General features: G+C 70.0%; 17 protein-coding genes. 13 read left to right on the forward strand and 4 right to left on the reverse strand.

Annotated elements, in window-relative coordinates:
- Positions 1-101: 101 nt before the first annotated feature.
- Together AB0B96_RS04005 and AB0B96_RS04010 are read right to left on the reverse strand one after the other, a co-directional pair.
- On the reverse strand, positions 102-308 hold the full coding sequence (locus AB0B96_RS04005) for an acyl-CoA carboxylase subunit epsilon (RefSeq protein ID WP_362896307.1): 207 nt from the start codon (positions 306-308) through the stop codon (positions 102-104).
- Entirely contained in the window at positions 305-1,909 is a 1,605-nt protein-coding gene (locus tag AB0B96_RS04010; protein ID WP_350946410.1) for an acyl-CoA carboxylase subunit beta, read from the reverse strand. Before AB0B96_RS04010 ends, AB0B96_RS04005 begins: the two co-directional genes overlap by 4 nt.
- Before the next feature lie 114 nt (positions 1,910-2,023).
- Here AB0B96_RS04010 and AB0B96_RS04015 point away from each other — a divergent pair, with 114 nt between their 5' ends.
- The 3 genes from AB0B96_RS04015 to AB0B96_RS04025 all read left to right on the forward strand — a co-directional run bounded on the left by AB0B96_RS04015 (position 2,024) and on the right by AB0B96_RS04025 (position 7,227).
- On the forward strand, positions 2,024-2,809 hold the full coding sequence (locus tag AB0B96_RS04015; protein WP_362896309.1) for an ABC transporter ATP-binding protein: 786 nt from the start codon (positions 2,024-2,026) through the stop codon (positions 2,807-2,809).
- Positions 2,785-4,392: a hypothetical protein gene (locus AB0B96_RS04020; protein ID WP_362896311.1), complete on the forward strand. Its 1,608-nt coding sequence runs from the start codon at positions 2,785-2,787 to the stop codon at positions 4,390-4,392. Before AB0B96_RS04015 ends, AB0B96_RS04020 begins: the two co-directional genes overlap by 25 nt.
- 198 nt (positions 4,393-4,590) lie before the next feature.
- The gene (locus AB0B96_RS04025; RefSeq protein ID WP_350946413.1) at positions 4,591-7,227 is read left to right on the forward strand and encodes a phosphoenolpyruvate carboxylase; all 2,637 of its coding nucleotides are present in this window, start codon (positions 4,591-4,593) and stop codon (positions 7,225-7,227) included.
- Positions 7,228-7,242: 15 nt separating this feature from the next.
- Here the strand turns inward: AB0B96_RS04025 and fdhD are convergent, their stop codons facing one another.
- Entirely contained in the window at positions 7,243-8,154 is a 912-nt protein-coding gene (gene fdhD, locus AB0B96_RS04030) for a formate dehydrogenase accessory sulfurtransferase FdhD (protein ID WP_362896313.1), read from the reverse strand.
- Between the two features lie 153 nt (positions 8,155-8,307).
- On the opposite strand from fdhD, the gene AB0B96_RS04035 reads away from it, so the two are divergent.
- The 9 genes from AB0B96_RS04035 to AB0B96_RS04075 all read left to right on the forward strand — a co-directional run bounded on the left by AB0B96_RS04035 (position 8,308) and on the right by AB0B96_RS04075 (position 15,788).
- On the forward strand, positions 8,308-9,132 hold the full coding sequence (locus AB0B96_RS04035) for a biotin--[acetyl-CoA-carboxylase] ligase (RefSeq protein WP_362896315.1): 825 nt from the start codon (positions 8,308-8,310) through the stop codon (positions 9,130-9,132).
- Positions 9,133-9,165: 33 nt separating this feature from the next.
- Positions 9,166-9,681 (forward strand): PH domain-containing protein, encoded by a 516-nt coding sequence (locus tag AB0B96_RS04040; RefSeq protein ID WP_362896317.1) that lies wholly within the window; start codon positions 9,166-9,168, stop codon positions 9,679-9,681.
- Positions 9,682-9,684: 3 nt separating this feature from the next.
- The gene (locus AB0B96_RS04045) at positions 9,685-10,812 is read left to right on the forward strand and encodes an adenylate/guanylate cyclase domain-containing protein (protein ID WP_362896319.1); all 1,128 of its coding nucleotides are present in this window, start codon (positions 9,685-9,687) and stop codon (positions 10,810-10,812) included.
- A 76-nt stretch (positions 10,813-10,888) separates the two neighbouring features.
- Positions 10,889-11,974: an S-(hydroxymethyl)mycothiol dehydrogenase gene (locus tag AB0B96_RS04050; protein ID WP_362896421.1), complete on the forward strand. Its 1,086-nt coding sequence runs from the start codon at positions 10,889-10,891 to the stop codon at positions 11,972-11,974.
- Positions 11,971-12,588: an MBL fold metallo-hydrolase gene (locus AB0B96_RS04055; protein ID WP_362896321.1), complete on the forward strand. Its 618-nt coding sequence runs from the start codon at positions 11,971-11,973 to the stop codon at positions 12,586-12,588. Before AB0B96_RS04050 ends, AB0B96_RS04055 begins: the two co-directional genes overlap by 4 nt.
- 322 nt (positions 12,589-12,910) lie before the next feature.
- The gene (locus AB0B96_RS04060; RefSeq protein ID WP_350946419.1) at positions 12,911-13,090 is read left to right on the forward strand and encodes a (2Fe-2S)-binding protein; all 180 of its coding nucleotides are present in this window, start codon (positions 12,911-12,913) and stop codon (positions 13,088-13,090) included.
- A 15-nt stretch (positions 13,091-13,105) separates the two neighbouring features.
- Positions 13,106-13,588, forward strand: coding sequence for a bacterioferritin (gene bfr, locus AB0B96_RS04065; protein WP_350946420.1), 483 nt, complete (start codon positions 13,106-13,108; stop codon positions 13,586-13,588).
- Positions 13,589-13,838: 250 nt separating this feature from the next.
- Entirely contained in the window at positions 13,839-14,507 is a 669-nt protein-coding gene (locus AB0B96_RS04070) for a response regulator transcription factor (protein ID WP_012888073.1), read from the forward strand.
- A 3-nt stretch (positions 14,508-14,510) separates the two neighbouring features.
- A complete protein-coding gene (locus tag AB0B96_RS04075; RefSeq protein ID WP_362896323.1) occupies positions 14,511-15,788 on the forward strand; it encodes an ATP-binding protein in 1,278 nt (425 codons plus the stop codon).
- A gap of 114 nt (positions 15,789-15,902) precedes the next feature.
- Here the strand turns inward: AB0B96_RS04075 and AB0B96_RS04080 are convergent, their stop codons facing one another.
- A complete protein-coding gene (locus AB0B96_RS04080) occupies positions 15,903-16,481 on the reverse strand; it encodes a GtrA family protein (RefSeq protein ID WP_362896325.1) in 579 nt (192 codons plus the stop codon).
- Positions 16,482-16,775: 294 nt separating this feature from the next.
- Here AB0B96_RS04080 and AB0B96_RS04085 point away from each other — a divergent pair, with 294 nt between their 5' ends.
- Positions 16,776-17,723, forward strand: a complete 948-nt coding sequence (locus AB0B96_RS04085) for a hypothetical protein (RefSeq protein ID WP_362896327.1) — start codon at positions 16,776-16,778, stop codon at positions 17,721-17,723.
- Positions 17,724-17,725: the final 2 nt, after the last annotated feature.

A 17,725-nucleotide genomic window follows, 5' to 3' on the forward strand; every position in this document is an offset into this window, starting at 1 on the left:
GTCGTCCTCCAGGCCTCGGAACTAGCTGATCGGCTGACTATATGCGCCCATTTCTTAGATGGTCCCAACTCTCGCGCAACTTGACACCCCGTTCCTTGGATCTATCTCGGCAGCGCGCTGGATCGCCATGCGCCTTGTCCGACAGGAAGTGCTTTTCGCATGCGATCTGAGGGATTGCTCCAGGATTTCGAGGTCTGCGGGGTTTTTCGCACCGGATTCGCCGGTGTGGCGCGCGCCGAGATGGCGATCACCACCGCGGCGATCTCCTCGGGGGTCGCGTCCCCCTTGATGATCTTCAGGTGTCTCATAGCGGGATGTTCCCGTGCTTCTTCGGGGGCAGGGTCGCGCGCTTGCCACGCAGGGCCCGTAGCGCCTTGACGATCTGGACGCGGGTGTCTGAAGGGCGGATCACGGCGTCCACATACCCACGTTCGGCCGCGAGATACGGGTTGGCGAGAGTGTCTTCGTACTCGGTCACGAACCTGGCCCGCGCGGCGTCCGGCTCCTCGGCCGCGGCCAGCTCGCGCCGGTAGAGGATGTTGACCGCGCCCTGCGCGCCCATCACCGCGATCTGCGCGGTCGGCCAGGCCAGGTTGATGTCGGCGCCCAGGTGCTTGGACCCCATGACGTCGTACGCCCCGCCGTACGCCTTCCTGGTGATGACCGTGACCAGGGGCACGGTCGCCTCCGCGTAGGCGTAGAGCAGCTTGGCGCCGCGCCGGATGATCCCGTTCCATTCCTGGTCGGTGCCCGGCAGGAATCCGGGAACGTCGACGAATGTCAGTACGGGAATGTTAAAGGCATCGCAAGTACGAACGAATCTCGCGGCTTTCTCGGAGGCCGCGATGTCCAGCGTTCCGGCGAAACTCATCGGCTGGTTGGCGACGATCCCCACGGAACGCCCCTCGACCCTGCCGAAACCCACGAGGATGTTCGGCGCGAATTGCGCGTGCACCTCAAGGAATTCGCCGTCGTCGAGGACGTGTTCGAGAACCGTCCGCATTTCGTAGGGCTGGTTCGCCGAGTCGGGGATGAGCGTGTCGAGCTCGCGGTCGGAGTCGGTGGTCTCCAGCGGCGGATCGGCGTCGAACGCCGGTGCCTCGTCCATGTTGTTGGACGGCAGGTACGACAGCAGCGCCCTGGCGAAATCCAGGCAGTCGGCCTCGTCGGACGCCTCGTAGTGGGCCACACCCGAGCGGGAGTTGTGCGTGTGCGCCCCGCCGAGCTCCTCGAACGTCACCTCCTCGCCGGTGACCGTCCTGATCACGTCGGGGCCGGTGATGAACATGTGCGACTTCTCCGACACCATCAGCACGAAGTCGGTGAGCGCGGGCGAGTAGACGGCGCCACCCGCGCAGGGGCCCATGACGAGCGAGATCTGCGGGATCACCCCGGAGGCGTGGACGTTGCGCCGGAAGATCTCGGCGTACAGGCCCAGCGAGACGACGCCCTCCTGGATGCGCGCCCCTCCGGAGTCGTTGATGCCGATCACCGGGCAACCGGTCTTCAGCGCGTGGTCCATCACCTTGACGATCTTCTCTCCGAAGACCTCGCCCAGGGACCCGCCGAAGACCGTGAAGTCCTGGGCGAACACCGCCACCGGGCGGTCGTCGACCGTGCCGTACCCGGTCACGACCCCGTCACCGTACGGCCGCTGGCGCTCCAGGCCGAAACTGGTGGACCGGTGCCTGGCCAGCTCGTCGAACTCCACGAAGCTGCCCTCGTCGAGGAGGGCGAGCACCCGCTCCCTCGCGGTCATCTTCCCGGCGGCGTGCTGCTTCTCGACGGCTCGTGCCGAACCCGCGTGGGCCGCCTCACCCAGGCGGCGCTCAAGATCGGCCAGCTTGCCGGCCGTCGTGTGGATGTCGGGTCCGGAATCCAGCGGTTCGGCGCTCAGGGGCTCGCTCATTCCAGCAGGGTAACCGTCCGCTCACATCGCGAACCATCGGGGGCGATCGTTCGTTTCCTCCCTGCGAGTGAACCGAAGTGGACTGATCGGTCAAGCTGGGGGAAGGGCGGCGCCATGGCAGATATCACGGAGGCGGTAAGAACACGGGGGCTGGTCAAGAGATTCGGGCAGCAGGTCGCCGTGGGAGGTGTCGACCTGATCGTGCCACAGGGCGGTTTCGCCGGGCTTGTCGGACCCAACGGGGCGGGGAAGACCACCACCCTCAGCATGGTCACCGGCCTGCTCCGCCCCGACGACGGCTCGGTCCACATCGGTGGCGCCGACGTCTGGCGTGACCAGGTCGCGGTCAAGGCCCGCATCGGGGTGCTCCCCGAAGGATTACGCCTGTTCGAGCGCCTGTCGGGCAGGGAGCTGCTCTCCTACAACGGCCAGCTCCGCGGCATCCCCAAGGCCGAGGTGGACCGGCGGGCGGAGGAGTTGCTGAACGTCATGGCCCTCACCGGCTCGGCGGACAAGCTCGTCGTCGACTACTCCACCGGCATGCGCAAGAAGATCGGCCTGGCCGCGGCGCTGCTGCACAACCCCGACGTGCTCTTCCTCGACGAGCCGTTCGAGGGCGTCGACCCGGTCAGCGCCAATACCCTCGTCGAGGTGCTCAGGCGCTACACCGCCTCCGGCTCGACGGTGGTCTTCTCCAGCCACGTGATGGAGCTCGTCGAGCGCCTGTGCGACTGGGTCTCGGTGATGGACCGCGGGCGGATCGTCGCCCAGGGGCCGCTGGACGAGGTGAGGGCGGGCCGCAGTCTCAACGAGGCGTTCCTCGCCCTGGTCGGGGCGAGGGGCGACGGCGATCCGGCGGGACGGGAGGGCCTGTCGTGGCTGGGCGCGACCCCCTCGTGAACGCCGGGACCGTACGGGTGGGGCCCATGGTGTTCGTGCGGCTCAAGCTGCGGCTCGTCGCGGGAAACCTGCGAGGCAGCACCCAGCGCCTGCTGGGGTTCGTCTTCACGACGATCGCCGCGCTCCTCTTCGGCACCGTCGGCTTCCTGATGATGTCCTCGCTGCGCCTCGCGTCCGCCGACGTCGCCGTGGAGACCGTGACCGTGCTGTTCACCGTCTTCCTGGTGAGCTGGGCGATCGTGCCGCTGCTGGCGTTCGGGGTGGACGACACGCTCGACCCGTCGCGCCTCGCCCTGTTCCCGCTGCGGACCGGCCAGCTCGTCACCGGCATGTTCGCCGCCTCGATCACCGGCGTGTGGCCGCTCGCCTCGCTCGCCGTGACGGCGGGGGCGGTGGCCGGTCTGGCCACCGGGATCGGCGGGGTGCTCCTGGGCGCGGTCGTGGTGCTGCTCCACTTCGCGCTCTGCGTCATGCTCTCCCGGCTGGTCACCACGTCGCTGTCGGGGATCCTGCGCACCCGCAGGGGCCGCGACGTGCTCGCCGTCTCGGTGGTCTTCATCGTCCTGGCCGCCCAGCTGCCCAACCTGCTGATCAACGGCGGCGTGTCGGCCGATCCCAGGGCCGTGCTGCACGCCCTGGCCTCGGCGCTGAGCTGGACCCCCTCCGGTGTCGCGGCCCGCTCCATCGCCGACGGCGGCCTGACGGCGCTCGCCGGGGCGGCCCTGCTCGCGCTCCTGATCGCCGGGGCGGGGTGGCTGTGGATCACGGCGCTGCGCCGCGCCCTGGTCACCCCCGACGCCTCCACCCAGGGCGCGTCGGTGCGCAACTCCCGTGGCCTGCTGGCGAAGGTCCTGCCCGACGGCCCGCTCGCCGCGGTCGTGGGCAAGGAGTTCAGGTACGCCAGGCGCGACCCGCGAGGCAGGGTCGGCTGGTTCGCCGCCATCGCGGTCACCGGCGTGATGGCCTTCTCCATGTACGGGGACGGCGAGGGCGCGGCCGGGGGCGTCCTCGCGATCGCGCCCGCCTGCATCGGCGCGGTGATGATCAGCATCCAGTGGTGCAACGCCTTCGGTATCGACGGCCGTTCCCTGTGGATGAACGCCGTCGCCTACGGCAGCGACCGCGACTGGCGTACCGACATCGCCGGGAGGCACCTCGCCGTGGCGACGATCGCGGTCCCGCTGCTGCTCCTGCTCGCCGCGGTCGCGGCGCTGCTCGCCGGGGACGTCGGGTGGGTGGTCCCCGCCGCGCTCACCGCCTGGGGCGTGCTGGGGGCCGGGCTCGGCGTGGGCGCGCTGACCAGCGTGCTGGTGCCCTACACCGTGCCCGAGCGCCTGAACGCCTTCACCGGCGCGGCCCCCGGCCAGGGCGGCATCGCCTTCGTGGCGTCGTTCGGCGCGCTGATCTGCACCGGCCTGCTCGCGCTGCCGATCGTCCTGCCGGTCCTGCTCGGCCTCACCTGGGTCAGCGCGCTCGCGGTGCCGTACGGGCTGCTGCTCTCCTGGGGCGGCCGCAGGATCGCGGGAAAGATCGCTTTCGCCAGGTATCCGGCGCTCCTGGAGGCGACCTCCGTCGCCACCTGACGCCCCCGCGCTTCCCCTCCGGGCCGTACGCGGGCCCGGAGGGGAGCGGCCCGACGGCTGCCGGAACGGTGAAGAACGGTCCTCGGCGGCTGTCACGCACGGCCCCGGTAACGGCCGGGGAGCAGCCTCCTCAGTGGTCTAGTCCAATGGGTGAGACCGGTCTCCGTTCGACAAAACGGACTGGGTACGCTGGCGAGCATGCCCGCCACCGTGTCCCATCAGGCAGAGCGTTCCTCCGCTGTCACCGAGATGCCCGACGAGCTGCGCGCGGACGTGCGACTGCTCGGCGAGCTCCTGGGGCAGGTCATCGCCGAGCATGGCGGCGATGACCTGCTCGCCGATGTCGAACGGCTACGCAAGGCCGTCATCGGGGCCCGCAGAAAGCAGGTGTCGGTCGACGAGATCACCGCGATGGTGGCCGAGTGGCCGATCGACCGCGCGGTGCAGATCGCCCGCGCGTTCACCTGTTACTTCCACCTGGCGAACCTCGCCGAGGAGCACTTCAGGATCCGCACGCTCAGGGTTCGCGACACCGGCGAGGAGCCGCTGCCCGAGTCCCTGGCGCAGGCCGTGCAGGAGCTCGGTGACGGCAAGGTCGCCGAACTCGTCGAGGGACTGCGCCTGCACCCCGTGCTGACCGCGCACCCCACCGAGGCCCGCAGGCGCGCCGTGGTCACCGCGATCCAGCGCATCAGCGGCCAGCTCACCGCCTACAACAGCTCGGACAGGGGCGCGGCCGAGCGGGCGGAGACCCGGCGGCGGCTGCTGGAGGAGATCGACCTGCTGTGGCGTACCGCCCAGCTCAGGTCCACCAAGCTCGACCCGCTGGACGAGGTGCGCACCGCGATGGCGGCCTTCGACGAGACCCTCTTCCGGGTGGTCCCGCAGGTCTACCGCGCCCTGGACGCCGCGCTCGGCGGCGGAGGCGGCACCGCCAAGCCCCGGGCCCGCGCCTTCATCAGGTACGGCAGCTGGATCGGCGGCGACCGCGACGGCAACCCGAACGTCACCTCCAAGGTGACCAGGGACGCGGTGCTCATCCAGGCCGAGCACGTGCTGATCGCCCTGGAGAACGCCACGCTCAGGATCGGCCGTTCGCTCACCCTCACCGCCGACTACACCCCCGCCTCGGCGGGGCTGAGGGCCGCGCTGTCGAGCGCGGTGAACGACCACCCCGACGTGGTCTCGGAGATGGCGACCCGCTCCCCGAGGGAGCCGCACCGGCAGTGGCTGATGTTCGTCGCCGCCCGCATCGCGGCCACCCGCCAGCGCGGCCTCGACCTGGCCTACCGCTCGCCCGAGCAGCTGCTCGCCGACCTGCGCACGGCCCAGGACTCGCTGGTCGAGGCCGGGGCGAACCGGCAGGCGTACGGAGAGCTGCAGCACCTCATCTGGCAGGTGGAGACGTTCGGCTTCCACCTGGCCGAGCTGGAGGTCCGCCAGCACTCGCAGGTCCACGCCGCCGCACTGGAGGACATCGCCGCCGGGCGCACCTCCGAGCGGACCGAGGAGGTCCTGGCCACGATCCGCACGATCGCCTGGATCCAGGAGCGGTTCGGGGTGACCGCCTGCCGCCGCTACGTCGTCTCCTTCACCCGCTCGGCCGACGACATCGCCGCCGTCCACGCGCTGGCCGCGCACGCGATGGGCGACCGGGCACCCAGGCTCGACGTCGTCCCGCTGTTCGAGTCGGGCGCCGACCTGGCCGCCGCCCCGGCCGTCCTGTCGGGGATGCTCCAGATCCCGGCCGTACAGGCCAGGCTCGCCGAGGAGCGGCGCCTGGAGGTCATGCTCGGCTACTCCGACTCCGCCAAGGAACTCGGCCCGGCCGCCGCGACCCTGAAGCTCTACGAGGCCCAGGAGGCGCTCGCCACCTGGTCGGCCGAGCACGACGTGCCGCTCACGCTGTTCCACGGCCGGGGCGGCGCCCTGGGCCGAGGCGGCGGCCCGGCCAACAGGGCCGTGCTCGCGCAGGCCCCAGGCTCGGTCGGCGGCAGGTTCAAGGTCACCGAGCAGGGCGAGGTCATCTTCGCCCGCTACGGCCACGACGCCATCGCCCGCCGCCACATGGAGCAGGTCACCTCGGCGGTGCTGCTCGCCTCCACCCCGTCCATCGAGGCCCGGACGGCCGAGGCGGCGGGGCGCTTCCGCGGTGTGGCCGAACGGGTCGCCTCCGCCTCGGAGAAGGCGTACCGGCTGCTGACCGAGGCGCCCGGCTTTCCCGAGTGGTTCTCCCTGGTCAGCCCGCTGGAGGAGATCGGCTCGCTGCGCCTGGGGTCCCGCCCGGCCCGGCGCGGTCTCGGCGCGCCCAGGTCCCTGGACGACCTGCGGGCCATCCCGTGGGTGTTCGCCTGGGCACAGACCCGGGTCAACCTGCCGGGCTGGTACGGCCTGGGCAGCGGCCTGGAGGCGGTGATCTCCGAGGCGGGCCTGGACGAGCTGCGCGCCGCCTACCGCGAGTGGCCGCTGTTCGCCTCGCTGCTGGACAACGTGGAGATGTCGCTCGCCAAGACCGACCGTGACATCGCCGCCCGCTACCTCGCGCTCGGCGCGAGGGACGACTTCGTCGAGCAGGTCCTGACCGAGTACGACCTGACGCGCCGCCTGGTCCTGGAGATCACCGGCCACACCCGCCTGCTGGAGGACCGCAAGGTGCTGTCCCGCGCGGTGCAGCTCCGCGACCCGTACGTGGACGCCCTCTCCCACCTGCAGTTGCGCGCCCTGTCCACGCTCCGCGCGGACGAGGGGCTGTCGGAGGGCGAGCGCGAGCGCTTGTCCACGCTGCTGCTCCTGTCGGTCAACGGCGTCGCCGCCGGCCTGCAGAACACCGGCTGAGCGCGGGCGGACGGTTCAGCGGCCGATGCGGTGGGCTCCCGCGTAGACGTTGAAGCGTTCCTCGCGCAGGAAGCCGACCAACGTCATCCCGAACTCCCTCGCCAGGTCGACGGCGAGGGAGGACGGCGCGGAGACCGCGCAGACGACCGGCAGGCCCGCGGTGAGGGCCTTCTGCATGATCTCGTAGCTGGTCCGCCCGCTCACCATGAGCACGTGCCCGCCCAGCGGCAGTCTTCCGCCCATCATGGCCCAGCCGACCAGCTTGTCCAGCGCGTTGTGCCGCCCCACGTCCTCGCGGACCGCGAGCAGCTCACCGTCGGGGGTGAACAGGCCGGCCGCGTGCAGCCCTCCGGTCTTGCCGAAGACCCCCTGGGCGCTCCTCAGCCGGTCGGGGAGGTCGTACAGGACCTCGGGGGAGACGAGCAGGTCCTCCTGGTCGGGCAGCGGTGAGCAGCGGCCGCGCAGGGCGTCGAGGCCGGCGGTGCCGCAGACGCCGCACGCGCTCGACGTCACGAAGTGCCGGTCGAGCGAGGGCAGGTCGGGCAGCACGCGACCGTGCAGCCGTACGGTCACCGTGTTGTAGCGCGCCTCCTGCGGCACGTCCTCGTCGGTGCAGTAGGCGATGGACGCGACGTCCGCCGGTGCCGCGACCCCCTCGCCGTACAGGAATCCGGCAGCCAGCTCGAAGTCGTGCCCGGGGGTGCGCATGGTGATCGCGACCGTGCGACGCTCCTCGCCCGCCTGGATGCGGATCTCCATCGGCTCCTCGGTGGCGAGGTCGTCCCGGCGCTCGTGTAGGGTCCCCGCCCGCATCTGCCCGACCCGCGCCCTGGTGGTGGGCCCCGGTCTCCGCGCCGCCTCCACCGCCTCGAAGCCCGGATCGTCCCTCGTGCCGGTGGCGTTCCGTGCGCCGAGATGTTTGCTCATGCGTTCATCATTTCTTTTCGCGACCTTCCGCACGGTTTCCCGACCCGGTCAAAGGCCTGACCTTGCCCGCCGACCCAGACTTCGGTAACAGTATTCCCTGGTCATTGGATTAATTCGGTAACAGGGGGTCGTTAGTGGAGGCAAGATGGCTAAGTGCTCGACTCGCCCTTCACCGATCTTGACCGCCCGCCGCTCTCCCAGGCGGCGCTCACCCGCGCCCTGGTCCGTCCCGGGGGCCTCTGGTCCGGCATCACCGTGGTCGACAGGACCGGATCGACCAACGCCGACCTCGCGCACGCCGTCCGCGACGGCGCGCGGCAGGGAGCCGTCGTCGTCGCCGAGTCCCAGTTCGCCGGGCGCGGCAGGCTCGGCCGTGTCTGGAGCGCTCCGCCGCGTTCCGGCCTGACGTTCTCGGTGCTCCTGCGGCCCGACCCGCCCATGTCCACCCAGGGGTGGCTGCCCCTGCTCGTCGGCCTGGCGGTCGCGTCGGCCGTCCGGAAGGTCGCGGAGGTCGACGTACGGCTCAAGTGGCCCAACGACCTGCTGATCGGCGAACGCAAGCTCGCCGGGGTGCTCGCCGAGCGGATCGACAGCGCGGTGATCGTGGGGGTCGGCCTCAACGTGAGCGTGCGCCCGGAGGAACTGCCGGTGGAGACCGCGACCTCCCTCGCCGTCGAGAAGGCCGTCTGCGTCGACCGCGACCCGATCCTGCGCGCGGTGCTGCGGGAGATCGAGACCCACTACCGCGAGTGGTCGGAGGCGGACGGCGACGTCGAGGCGTGCGGCCTGCGGGCCGCCTATCTCGCGGTCAGCGCCACGGTCGGGCGGGAGGTGAGGGTGGAACTGCCGGGCGAGCGGGTGCTGACCGGCACCGCCACCGGCGTCGACCGCGCCGGGCACCTGCTCGTCAGCTCCAAGGGGGAGGAGCACACGCTCAGCGCGGGTGACGTCGTGCATGTTCGGCCTCACACCTCGTGACGCAGGGCATGCGCACGTGTCACGATTTGCCCCATGGGTCTACCCGATCACCACATGACGGAGGGGGAGCGACGGATCACGTCGTTCCACCCTCACTGGAAGCGACTCACCGGCCCGTTCCTCATGCTGATCCTGATCAGCGTGGGATCCGGCGCCGCCCTTTACTTCATGCCCGACTTCGAGTACCGGCTCTACGCGAGCGTCGCGGTGGCGGTGATCGCCGTCGGCCTGCTGACGGTGTGGTCGTTCATTCCGTACCTGCGCTGGAAGAACGCCGTCTACATCCTCACCTCGCACCGGTTCACCATCAGCACCGGGGTGCTGAACAAGTCCATCGACGACATCCCGATGGTCAAGGTGAACTCGGTCAGCGCCGACCAGACCTTCATGGAGAGGCTCCTGGGCTGCGGCACGCTGGTCGTCGAGTCGGCGAGCGAGCAGGGCCGGATCACGCTGCGGGACATCCCCCACATCCAGGAGGTCCGGGCCGAGCTGTTCCGCGCGCTCGACGACGCGCTCGACGGGGAGCCCTCGGAACCCGGACGGTGACCCGTGGGGCGTGATCTCCCAGAACCGGGGGAGGTCGGCGAGGAGAGGGAGGTCCCCGTCGGACGTCCGGCGGCCGAGCAGGCCCACGCCGGGCGTCCGGAGGCCGCGCAGGCCCGCGCCGGGCGTCCGGAGGCCGCGCAGGCTCACGCCGAACGCCCGACGGCCGAGCAGATCGAGCGCCTCTTCGTCGGCGCGTCTCCTCGCTACACCCGGATCCAGGTGGCGAGCCTCGCCCGGGTGCCGCAGGAGCTCACCGAGCGGATCTGGCGCGCGCTGGGGTTCGCCACGCTTCCGGACGACGCCGTGGCCTTCACCGACGCGGACGTGGCCGTGCTGGAGCGGGTCCGGGCGATGATGGAGGGCGACCTGCTGGACGACCAGACCGTCATCCGGATGGCGAGGGCGCTCGGCCAGACGACGGCGAGGCTCGCGCAGTGGCAGGCCGAGATCATGATCGGCGCGATGCTCGACCCGGGCCGCCGCCCCACCGACGAGGACCTGGCGGCGGTCATGGAGACCTCGCGTCGGCTGCTCCCCGACTTCGAGCAGATACTGGTCCACATCTGGCGCGCCCAGCTCGCCGCCGCGGGGACCCGCCTGCTCACGCTCGCCGACATCACCGACGAGATCGTGCCGGACAGGCTCACCCTCGCGGTGGGCTTCGCCGACCTGGTCTCCTTCACCCGGGTCTCGCGCGAGCTGGACGAGCGGGGCCTGGCCGAGCTGGTCGAGGGTTTCGAGTCACGGGCCTCGGACGTGGTCGCCGAGCACGGGGGACGGATGGTCAAGACGCTCGGGGACGAGGTGTTCTTCACGGCGGCCGACCCGAGGAAGGCCGCGGTGATCGCCCTGGACCTGGTCGGCGCGATTCGCAGGTACGGGCCCGAGGTGCGGATCGGGCTCGCGTACGGTCCGGTACTGCCGATCATGGGCGACGTCTTCGGTACGACGGTCAACCTGGCGGCCAGGCTCACCGCCATCGCCCGCCCCGGCACGGTCGTCGTCGACGACAGGCTGGCCGAGGCGCTGAAGGGCGCGCCCGGTGTCGAGATCGGCCGCATCCGCCAGCGGCCGGCCCGTGGCCTGGGGGTGGTGCAGCCCTACGTGTTGCGCCGGGCTGGTAATCATTGACTGCCGGGTGCCCAAGTCCGTTCAATCGGTAAGCGGCCCCGTGAAGGTCGAAACCATGACAGATGAGGTGCAGGACATGCCGTACACCGTGCAAGGCGTGGTCGCGCGTGGCAAGGGCGAGCCCGTCTCGCTGGAGACCGTTATCGTGCCGGATCCCGGCCCTGGCGAGGCCGTGGTGACGGTCCAGGCCTGTGGTGTCTGCCACACGGACCTGCACTACCGCGAGGGCGGCATCAACGACGAGTTCCCGTTCCTGCTCGGCCACGAGGCCGCGGGAGTGGTCGAGGCCGTCGGCGAGGGCGTCACCGAGGTGGCCCCCGGTGACTTCGTGATCCTGAACTGGCGGGCCGTCTGCGGCGAGTGTCGGGCGTGCCTGCGAGGCCGTCCCTGGTACTGCTTCAACACCCACAACGCCACCCAGAAGATGACCCTGGAGGACGGCACGCCGCTCAGCCCCGCCCTGGGCATCGGCGCCTTCATCGAGAAGACCCTGGTCGCGGCCGGGCAGTGCACCAAGGTCGACCCTGCGGCACCGGCGCAGGTGGCCGGGCTGCTGGGCTGCGGCGTGATGGCGGGCATCGGCGCGGCGATCAACACCGGCGGCGTGACCCGCGGTGACAGCGTGGCGGTCATCGGATGCGGCGGCGTCGGCGACGCGGCCGTTCTCGGCGCCGCCCTGGCGGGCGCCTCGAAGATCATCGCGGTGGACGTGGACGACCGCAAACTCGTCTGGGCCAAGGAGTTCGGCGCCACCCACACGGTCAACTCCCGCACCTCCGACGTGGTCGAGACGGTCAAGGAGCTCACCGGCGGCAACGGCGCGGACGTGGTCATCGAGGCGGTCGGCCGCCCGGAGACGTACCGGCAGGCCTTCTACGCCCGCGACCTGGCCGGGACCGTCGTCCTGGTCGGGGTGCCCACCCCGGACATGACGCTGGAGCTGCCGCTGCTCGACGTCTTCGGCCGAGGTGGCGCGCTGAAGTCCTCCTGGTACGGCGACTGCCTGCCCAGCCGCGACTTCCCCATGCTCATCGACCTCTACCTCCAGGGGCGGCTCGACCTCGACCGCTTCGTCTCCGAGACGATCGGTCTCGGCGACATCGAGGACGCCTTCGCGAAGATGCACCGCGGCGAGGTCCTGCGTTCGGTGGTGATCCTGTGATCGACAAGGTCGTCACCTCGGGAACGTTCTCGCTGGACGGCGGGACGTGGGACGTCGACAACAACGTCTGGATCGTCGGCTCGGCGAGCGAGGTGCTGATCGTCGACGCCGCCCACGACGCCGCCGCGATCGCCGAGAGGGTGGGTGGCCGCGAGGTCAAGGCCATCGTCTGCACCCACGCGCACAACGACCACATCGACGCGGCGGCCGACCTCGCCGAGCGGACGGGCGCGCCGATCCTGCTCCACCCGGCCGACCAGGTGCTGTGGGAGATGGTCTACACCGACCTGCCGTACACCCCGCTCAAGGACGGGCAGGTGCTCTCGGCCGGCGGAGTCGAGCTGACCGTGCTGCACACGCCCGGCCACGCTCCGGGTGCGGTCTGCCTGTACGGGGCGGAGATCGGCGCGGTCTTCACCGGCGACACCCTGTTCAACGGGGGCCCCGGCGCGACGGGGAGGTCCTTCTCCTCCTTCGACACGATCATCGAATCGATCACGGCGAAGCTGCTCACCCTGCCGCCGGGGACGGCCGTGCACACCGGTCACGGCGAGTCCACCTCCATCGGCGCGGAGGTCGGGCACCTGGAGGAATGGCTCGCCAGGGGCCACTGACCCGCGTCTTTCCGCACTCGATCCGCTCACGCGTCCCGGCCTTCGCCGGGGCGCGTTCGCGTTTCCCGCCCCCCTGTCCCGGTGGCGTGTCCACGGGTCCCCTTCCCGGGTTTCCGGCGGACCTTTTCCGATGATCGCCCGCCAGGTGGCCCTGAGGTCGTGAGGTTTTCCGCACGTCGACCGGTTGCCGCCCGGGTGGGAACTTCGGACCGATGACAGAGAGATTAAGGTCGTGTGCCCTAGTTCACATAGGCAAGGCTTACCAAATGAGCTAGTTTAGGTGTGCCTAACCTATGGTAGCCTCCAGAAAGGTCGCACTCCCGTGTACGTATGCCTCTGCCGCGCGGTGACCGAGAACGAGGTGCACGACTGCATCTCGGCAGGGGCCAGAAGCGCGCGCCAGATCCGCGATGCCACGGGCGCCGGCGGCGACTGTGCTTCTTGCGTGCGAAAAATCTGTGCGATCCTGAAGCGGTCTGAAGATTTGATGCCGACCGCATAGCACGAGGAGCCCGCCATGCAGGGCGACAAGAAAATCATCGAACTGCTCAACGAGCAGCTGACCGCGGAGCTGACCGCGATCAACCAGTACTTCCTGCACGCCAAGATGCAGGAGAACTGGGGGTATACCCGGTTGGCCAAATACACCCGCGAAGAGTCCATCGACGAGATGCGCCACGCGGAGAAGCTCACCGACCGCATCCTCTTCCTTGAAGGACTGCCCAACTACCAGAAGCTGGGCACCCTCCACATCGGCCAGACCGTCGCCGAGCAGCTCCGCGCCGACCTGGACGTCGAGCTTGAGGTCGTCAACCGGCTGAAGCCCGCCATCATCCTGATGCGCGAGAAGGGCGACACCACCTCGGCCCGGCTCTTCGAGGAGATCCTGGAGGACGAGGAGCACCACATCGACTACCTGGAGACCGAGCTGGGTCTCATCGGGAGCCTCGGGGAGCAGCTCTACCTCGCCCGCTACGCAGAGCCGCCCTCGGCGTCTTGAGGTAATAAAGCATGAACACGCCCACCAGATCCCCTCTGGTGGGCGTGTTCTGTTTTGTCGCCGCACCCTTTTGGGGCGCTGTGCTTTCCAGGCACTTCCAATGCGGGAGACCTACTCCGTGGCCCTCGGCCGTTGCGGGATGACTATCCGGGATTTATCAGTGTTTGCCCAGGTCAATGGATAGGTCAACGACGAGTCAAACCGCGCGCTGTACCCGGGAAACGATCCTCTAAGGTCCTACGATCGCAACATGACCTGTGTACTACTCGCCGAGGATGACACCTCGATTTCCGAGCCACTGGCGCGAGCTCTGCGCCGCGAGGGTTATCAAGTAGAGGTGAGCCCTGATGGCCCGCAGGCTCTGGAGCGGGCTCTGTCGGGTGGCATAGACCTGATCGTTCTCGATCTGGGCCTGCCCGAGATGGACGGCCTGGAGGTGGCCAGGCGCATTCGCGCCGAGGGCCACGGGACTCCCGTGCTGATCCTCACCGCCCGTGTCGACGAGGTCGACACGGTGGTGGGCCTCGACGCCGGGGCCGACGACTATGTCACCAAGCCTTTCCGCCTCGCCGAGCTGCTGGCGCGCGTCCGCGCGCTCCTGCGGCGCGGCACGTCCGAGACGCCCGTGGTCCAGGGCGTGCGCATCGACGCCGACTCACGTCGCGCGTGGATGGGAGACAAGGAGTTGCATCTGACCACCAAGGAGTTCGATCTGCTGAGGGTCCTGGTCCGGGACGCGGGAAAGGTGGTCACCCGCGAGCAGATCATGCGCGAGGTGTGGGACACCAACTGGTGGGGGTCGACCAAGACCCTGGACATGCACATCTCGTGGCTCCGCCGGAAACTCGGTGACGACGCCGCCAAGCCCCGATACATCACGACCGTTCGAGGAGTCGGCTTCAGGTTCGAGCGCGAGTAGGGGATGCGTCGCCGCCTGCTCTCCTCAACCCTCCTCGTCGCGGTCATCGGGGTGTTGCTGCTCGGCATCCCCCTCGGTGTGGCGGTCAACCGGCTCATCGAGGAGGAGGCGACCCAGGAGCTCTCCTCGCACGCCAGAAGCCTGCTGGGGGAGGTCGAGTACGCCCGGATCCAGGATCAGCCCGTCGACGAGCACCAGCTGCAGCGCAAGTATTCCGATCTCTACATTCAGATTTACGCGAAAGGGACGCCGCCCCAGGTGATAACGGTGGGCACCGAGCCCCCCGAGAACCAGAAGATGACCGAGGACGCGCAGTCGGAGAACGGCGTGTACGTCGCGGTCAGCCGGGACAGGACGGGAGTGGAGCGCGAGGTCCGCGCGTGGTTGTTCCTCATCCTGGGACTCGCCGCGGCTGCCCTCGCGGTCGCGGTGGGGCTCGCCATAGTGCAGTCGCGCCGCCTGAGCTTACCGCTCAGCGACCTTGCGATGATCGCTGAGCGGCTCGGTTCCGGCGACGCCAGACCGAGCAAGCACCGCTACGGCATCCAGGAGCTCGATCGGGTGGCCGAGGTGCTCGACCGCAGCGCGACCCGCATCTCCGACCTCCTGTCCAGGGAGCGGGAGTTCGCCACCGACGCCTCCCACCAGCTGCGCACCCCGCTCACCGGCCTGACCATGAGACTTGAGGAGATCGTCGCCGCCGCCGACGAGCCGGGCATCGTCAAGGAGGAGGGCGAGGCCGCGATCGTGCAGGCCGAACGGCTCACCGCCGTGATCGACGAGCTGCTGGCCACCGCCAGAAGGCAGCGTCAGGCACAGTCCGAGGTCGTCGAGCTCGACACGCTGCTCGACCAGCAGTTCATCGAGTGGGGCCCCGCGTTTCGCAGGGCCGGGCGGCGGCTCAGCCTGGCCGGTACGCGCGGGCTCCAGGCGCTGGGCACCGGTGGCGGCATCGGCCAGGTGATCTCCACCCTGCTGGAGAACTCGCTGAAGCACGGAGGCGGCACGGTGACCGTGACCACCTGCACCAAGGAGAGGTCCGTCGTGATCGAGGTGGCCGACGAGGGCAGGGGCATCACCGACGACCTGGTTCCGCGGGTCTTCGAGCGGAACGTGAGCGGGGGCGGCGGCACCGGGCTCGGCCTGCCCCTCGCCAGGGCACAGGCCGCGGCGGACGGCGGACGTCTGGAGCTCGTGAAGGCGCGTCCCGCGACGTTCGCGCTCTTCCTGCGTCAGGTGGGCGAGACCGTCAGGAACCGCGTCGTCCGCGGGCCCGCCTGACCGCGGCCGGCCGGCGCGCCCCGATCGAAGCAGGACTCGTTTCCGCGGGTGCCATCTCGTGGCCGTCCGATCCGGTGCGGCGGACGATCACCCCGGGGCGAGGGAACGCGCGGATCAGCCGGACTGGCGCGGGCCGGTGGGGGGCGTGTTCTCTTCCGCCGACTTGCCCAGGAGATACATGTGGCCGTTGACCTGGCTGTTCGGCGCCGCCGACCGGTTGGGCGGCCTACCGGGCACGGGCTCCGCCTGCCCCACGGGCGGCGAGATCGGCAGGAAGACCCACTTCTTGTACGACCAGAACCTGAACAGGGTCCCGAGGGCGGTACCGGTGAGCAGGGCGATGTTGTAACTCAGCACGTCCTGCAGGCCCAGGGTGTAGGTCACGAAGCCGATCACCAGCAGCGAGATCAGCAGGCCGATGCCGTTGAGGACGAAGAACAGGAAGTACTCGCGGGCGAGACCGCTCTGCTCGCGGTGCCTGAACGTCCAGTAGCGGTTTCCCAGGTAGGCCAGGGTCGCCGCGACGATCGTGGCGATCACCTTGGAGGTGAGCGGTCCCCAGCCGAGACCGAACCTGAGCAGGTTGGTGCCGCCGGTGTCGACCACGAAGGCGATCGCGCCGATCGTCCCGAACTTCGCCAGCTCGCGCGCCAGGTCGGCGAGCCGCCGGTAGGCGTGTCGGAGAAACTCCACGTTTCCTGCACGGTCCTTTCGGGGGTCGGCCGCCGATCCGCCGCTTCGGAGGATCTCGAACACTCTTCGGGTCAGGTTACCGGTGAGGGGGCATGATCCGCGCGAGGTTGACTCGTCGGTGTAGATATCCGTCAGCAAGTGCCTTTTCAACAAATGTCTCATAACACGGGATAAATGAGGGCGGTGACGTTACGCTGACCCGGTAGATCACGGGAAGCCCTCGGCAGCTCCGCCTCCCGTGGTCGGTCCAGACGGACTGCCGTACGCGACGGCCACTACCCCGGGGATCCACCCTTGCGCCGCCGACTCCTCGCCTTGATCCTGGGCCTGTCGATGACGACCGCCTGCGGTGCGAGGAGCGAGACGCGGGTCACCACCCCCGAGGCCGGCGGCCCGTCGCGCGAGGCGTCCACCGAGGTGGAGCTCGGCGAGGCGACCGACGCCCTCGCGCTGCTGAGCAGGCTCGACGACGCCTGGCGCGACAAGGACTGCGCGACGGTCGAGAGGCTCACCACCTGGGCGGAGAGAGCGCTGGGCGGTCGTGCCTGTGAGGCGACCCGGAACGGCCGCCCAGCCCCCGCCAGGAAGTCCTACAGCGTGGCGGAGTTGTACCTGCCGGGCACCGTCGGCGAGGACCGCTGGTTCGTCGCCCTGGCCCGAGAGCCCGACCCGGCCTACTTCCTCTTCGTCCAGGAGGGCGGCGAGTGGCGGCTCGGCGCCGGCCCCATCCCGATCAGGGGCGAGGTCCGCGAGCCGACCGAGGGCGCGGTGCCCGCCGACGACCCGTCGGTGGGGGTGAAGGCCCGCCTTGTGCCGCAGCGCTACCTGGCCTACCTGACCGACCCGGCGGGGGTGAGCGGGGTGACCTTCCCCAAGGGCGACCCGGCCCGTGATCTCTTCGGTGATCTGGTCAGGCGCCCGCAGAGCGTGCGGCCCGACCGTCTCACCACCGAGGTCCGCCTGCTCGTCGGCCCCCAGCGCGCGCTGCTGCTGCCCGGCGGCGGTGCCCTGGTCATCCACGCCCTGGAGATCGAACACCGGCAGAGGGCCCGTGAGGGGCGCTCCGCCCTGGCCCGCCCCCTCTACGGCAAGGCCGACCTGCGCGGTTTCACCGGCAGGACCAGAACCGCCAGGCTGACCGGGACCGAGGTCGTGCTCGTCGCCACCGAGATCATGGGCAAGGGTGCCGAACTCGCCACCACCGGCCTGCGCCGCGGCCTCGCCACCCTCACGGCGGACTGACC

The organism is Streptosporangium sp. NPDC049046 (genome assembly GCF_040649155.1).
GTDB lineage: Bacteria > Actinomycetota > Actinomycetes > Streptosporangiales > Streptosporangiaceae > Streptosporangium.

Excerpts from the sequence above, each read along its gene's own strand:
- AB0B96_RS04005 (WP_362896307.1), bottom strand. The coding sequence starts at position 308 with ATGAGACACCTGAAGATCATCAAGGGGGACGCGACCCCCGAGGAGATC.
- AB0B96_RS04010 (WP_350946410.1), bottom strand. The coding sequence starts at position 1,909 with ATGAGCGAGCCCCTGAGCGCCGAACCGCTGGATTCCGGACCCGACATC.
- AB0B96_RS04015 (WP_362896309.1), top strand. The coding sequence starts at position 2,024 with ATGGCAGATATCACGGAGGCGGTAAGAACACGGGGGCTGGTCAAGAGA.
- AB0B96_RS04025 (WP_350946413.1), top strand. The coding sequence starts at position 4,591 with ATGCCCGCCACCGTGTCCCATCAGGCAGAGCGTTCCTCCGCTGTCACC.
- fdhD (WP_362896313.1), bottom strand. The coding sequence starts at position 8,154 with ATGAGCAAACATCTCGGCGCACGGAACGCCACCGGCACGAGGGACGAT.
- AB0B96_RS04040 (WP_362896317.1), top strand. The coding sequence starts at position 9,166 with ATGGGTCTACCCGATCACCACATGACGGAGGGGGAGCGACGGATCACG.
- AB0B96_RS04050 (WP_362896421.1), top strand. The coding sequence starts at position 10,889 with ATGCCGTACACCGTGCAAGGCGTGGTCGCGCGTGGCAAGGGCGAGCCC.
- bfr (WP_350946420.1), top strand. The coding sequence starts at position 13,106 with ATGCAGGGCGACAAGAAAATCATCGAACTGCTCAACGAGCAGCTGACC.
- AB0B96_RS04070 (WP_012888073.1), top strand. The coding sequence starts at position 13,839 with ATGACCTGTGTACTACTCGCCGAGGATGACACCTCGATTTCCGAGCCA.
- AB0B96_RS04075 (WP_362896323.1), top strand. The coding sequence starts at position 14,511 with ATGCGTCGCCGCCTGCTCTCCTCAACCCTCCTCGTCGCGGTCATCGGG.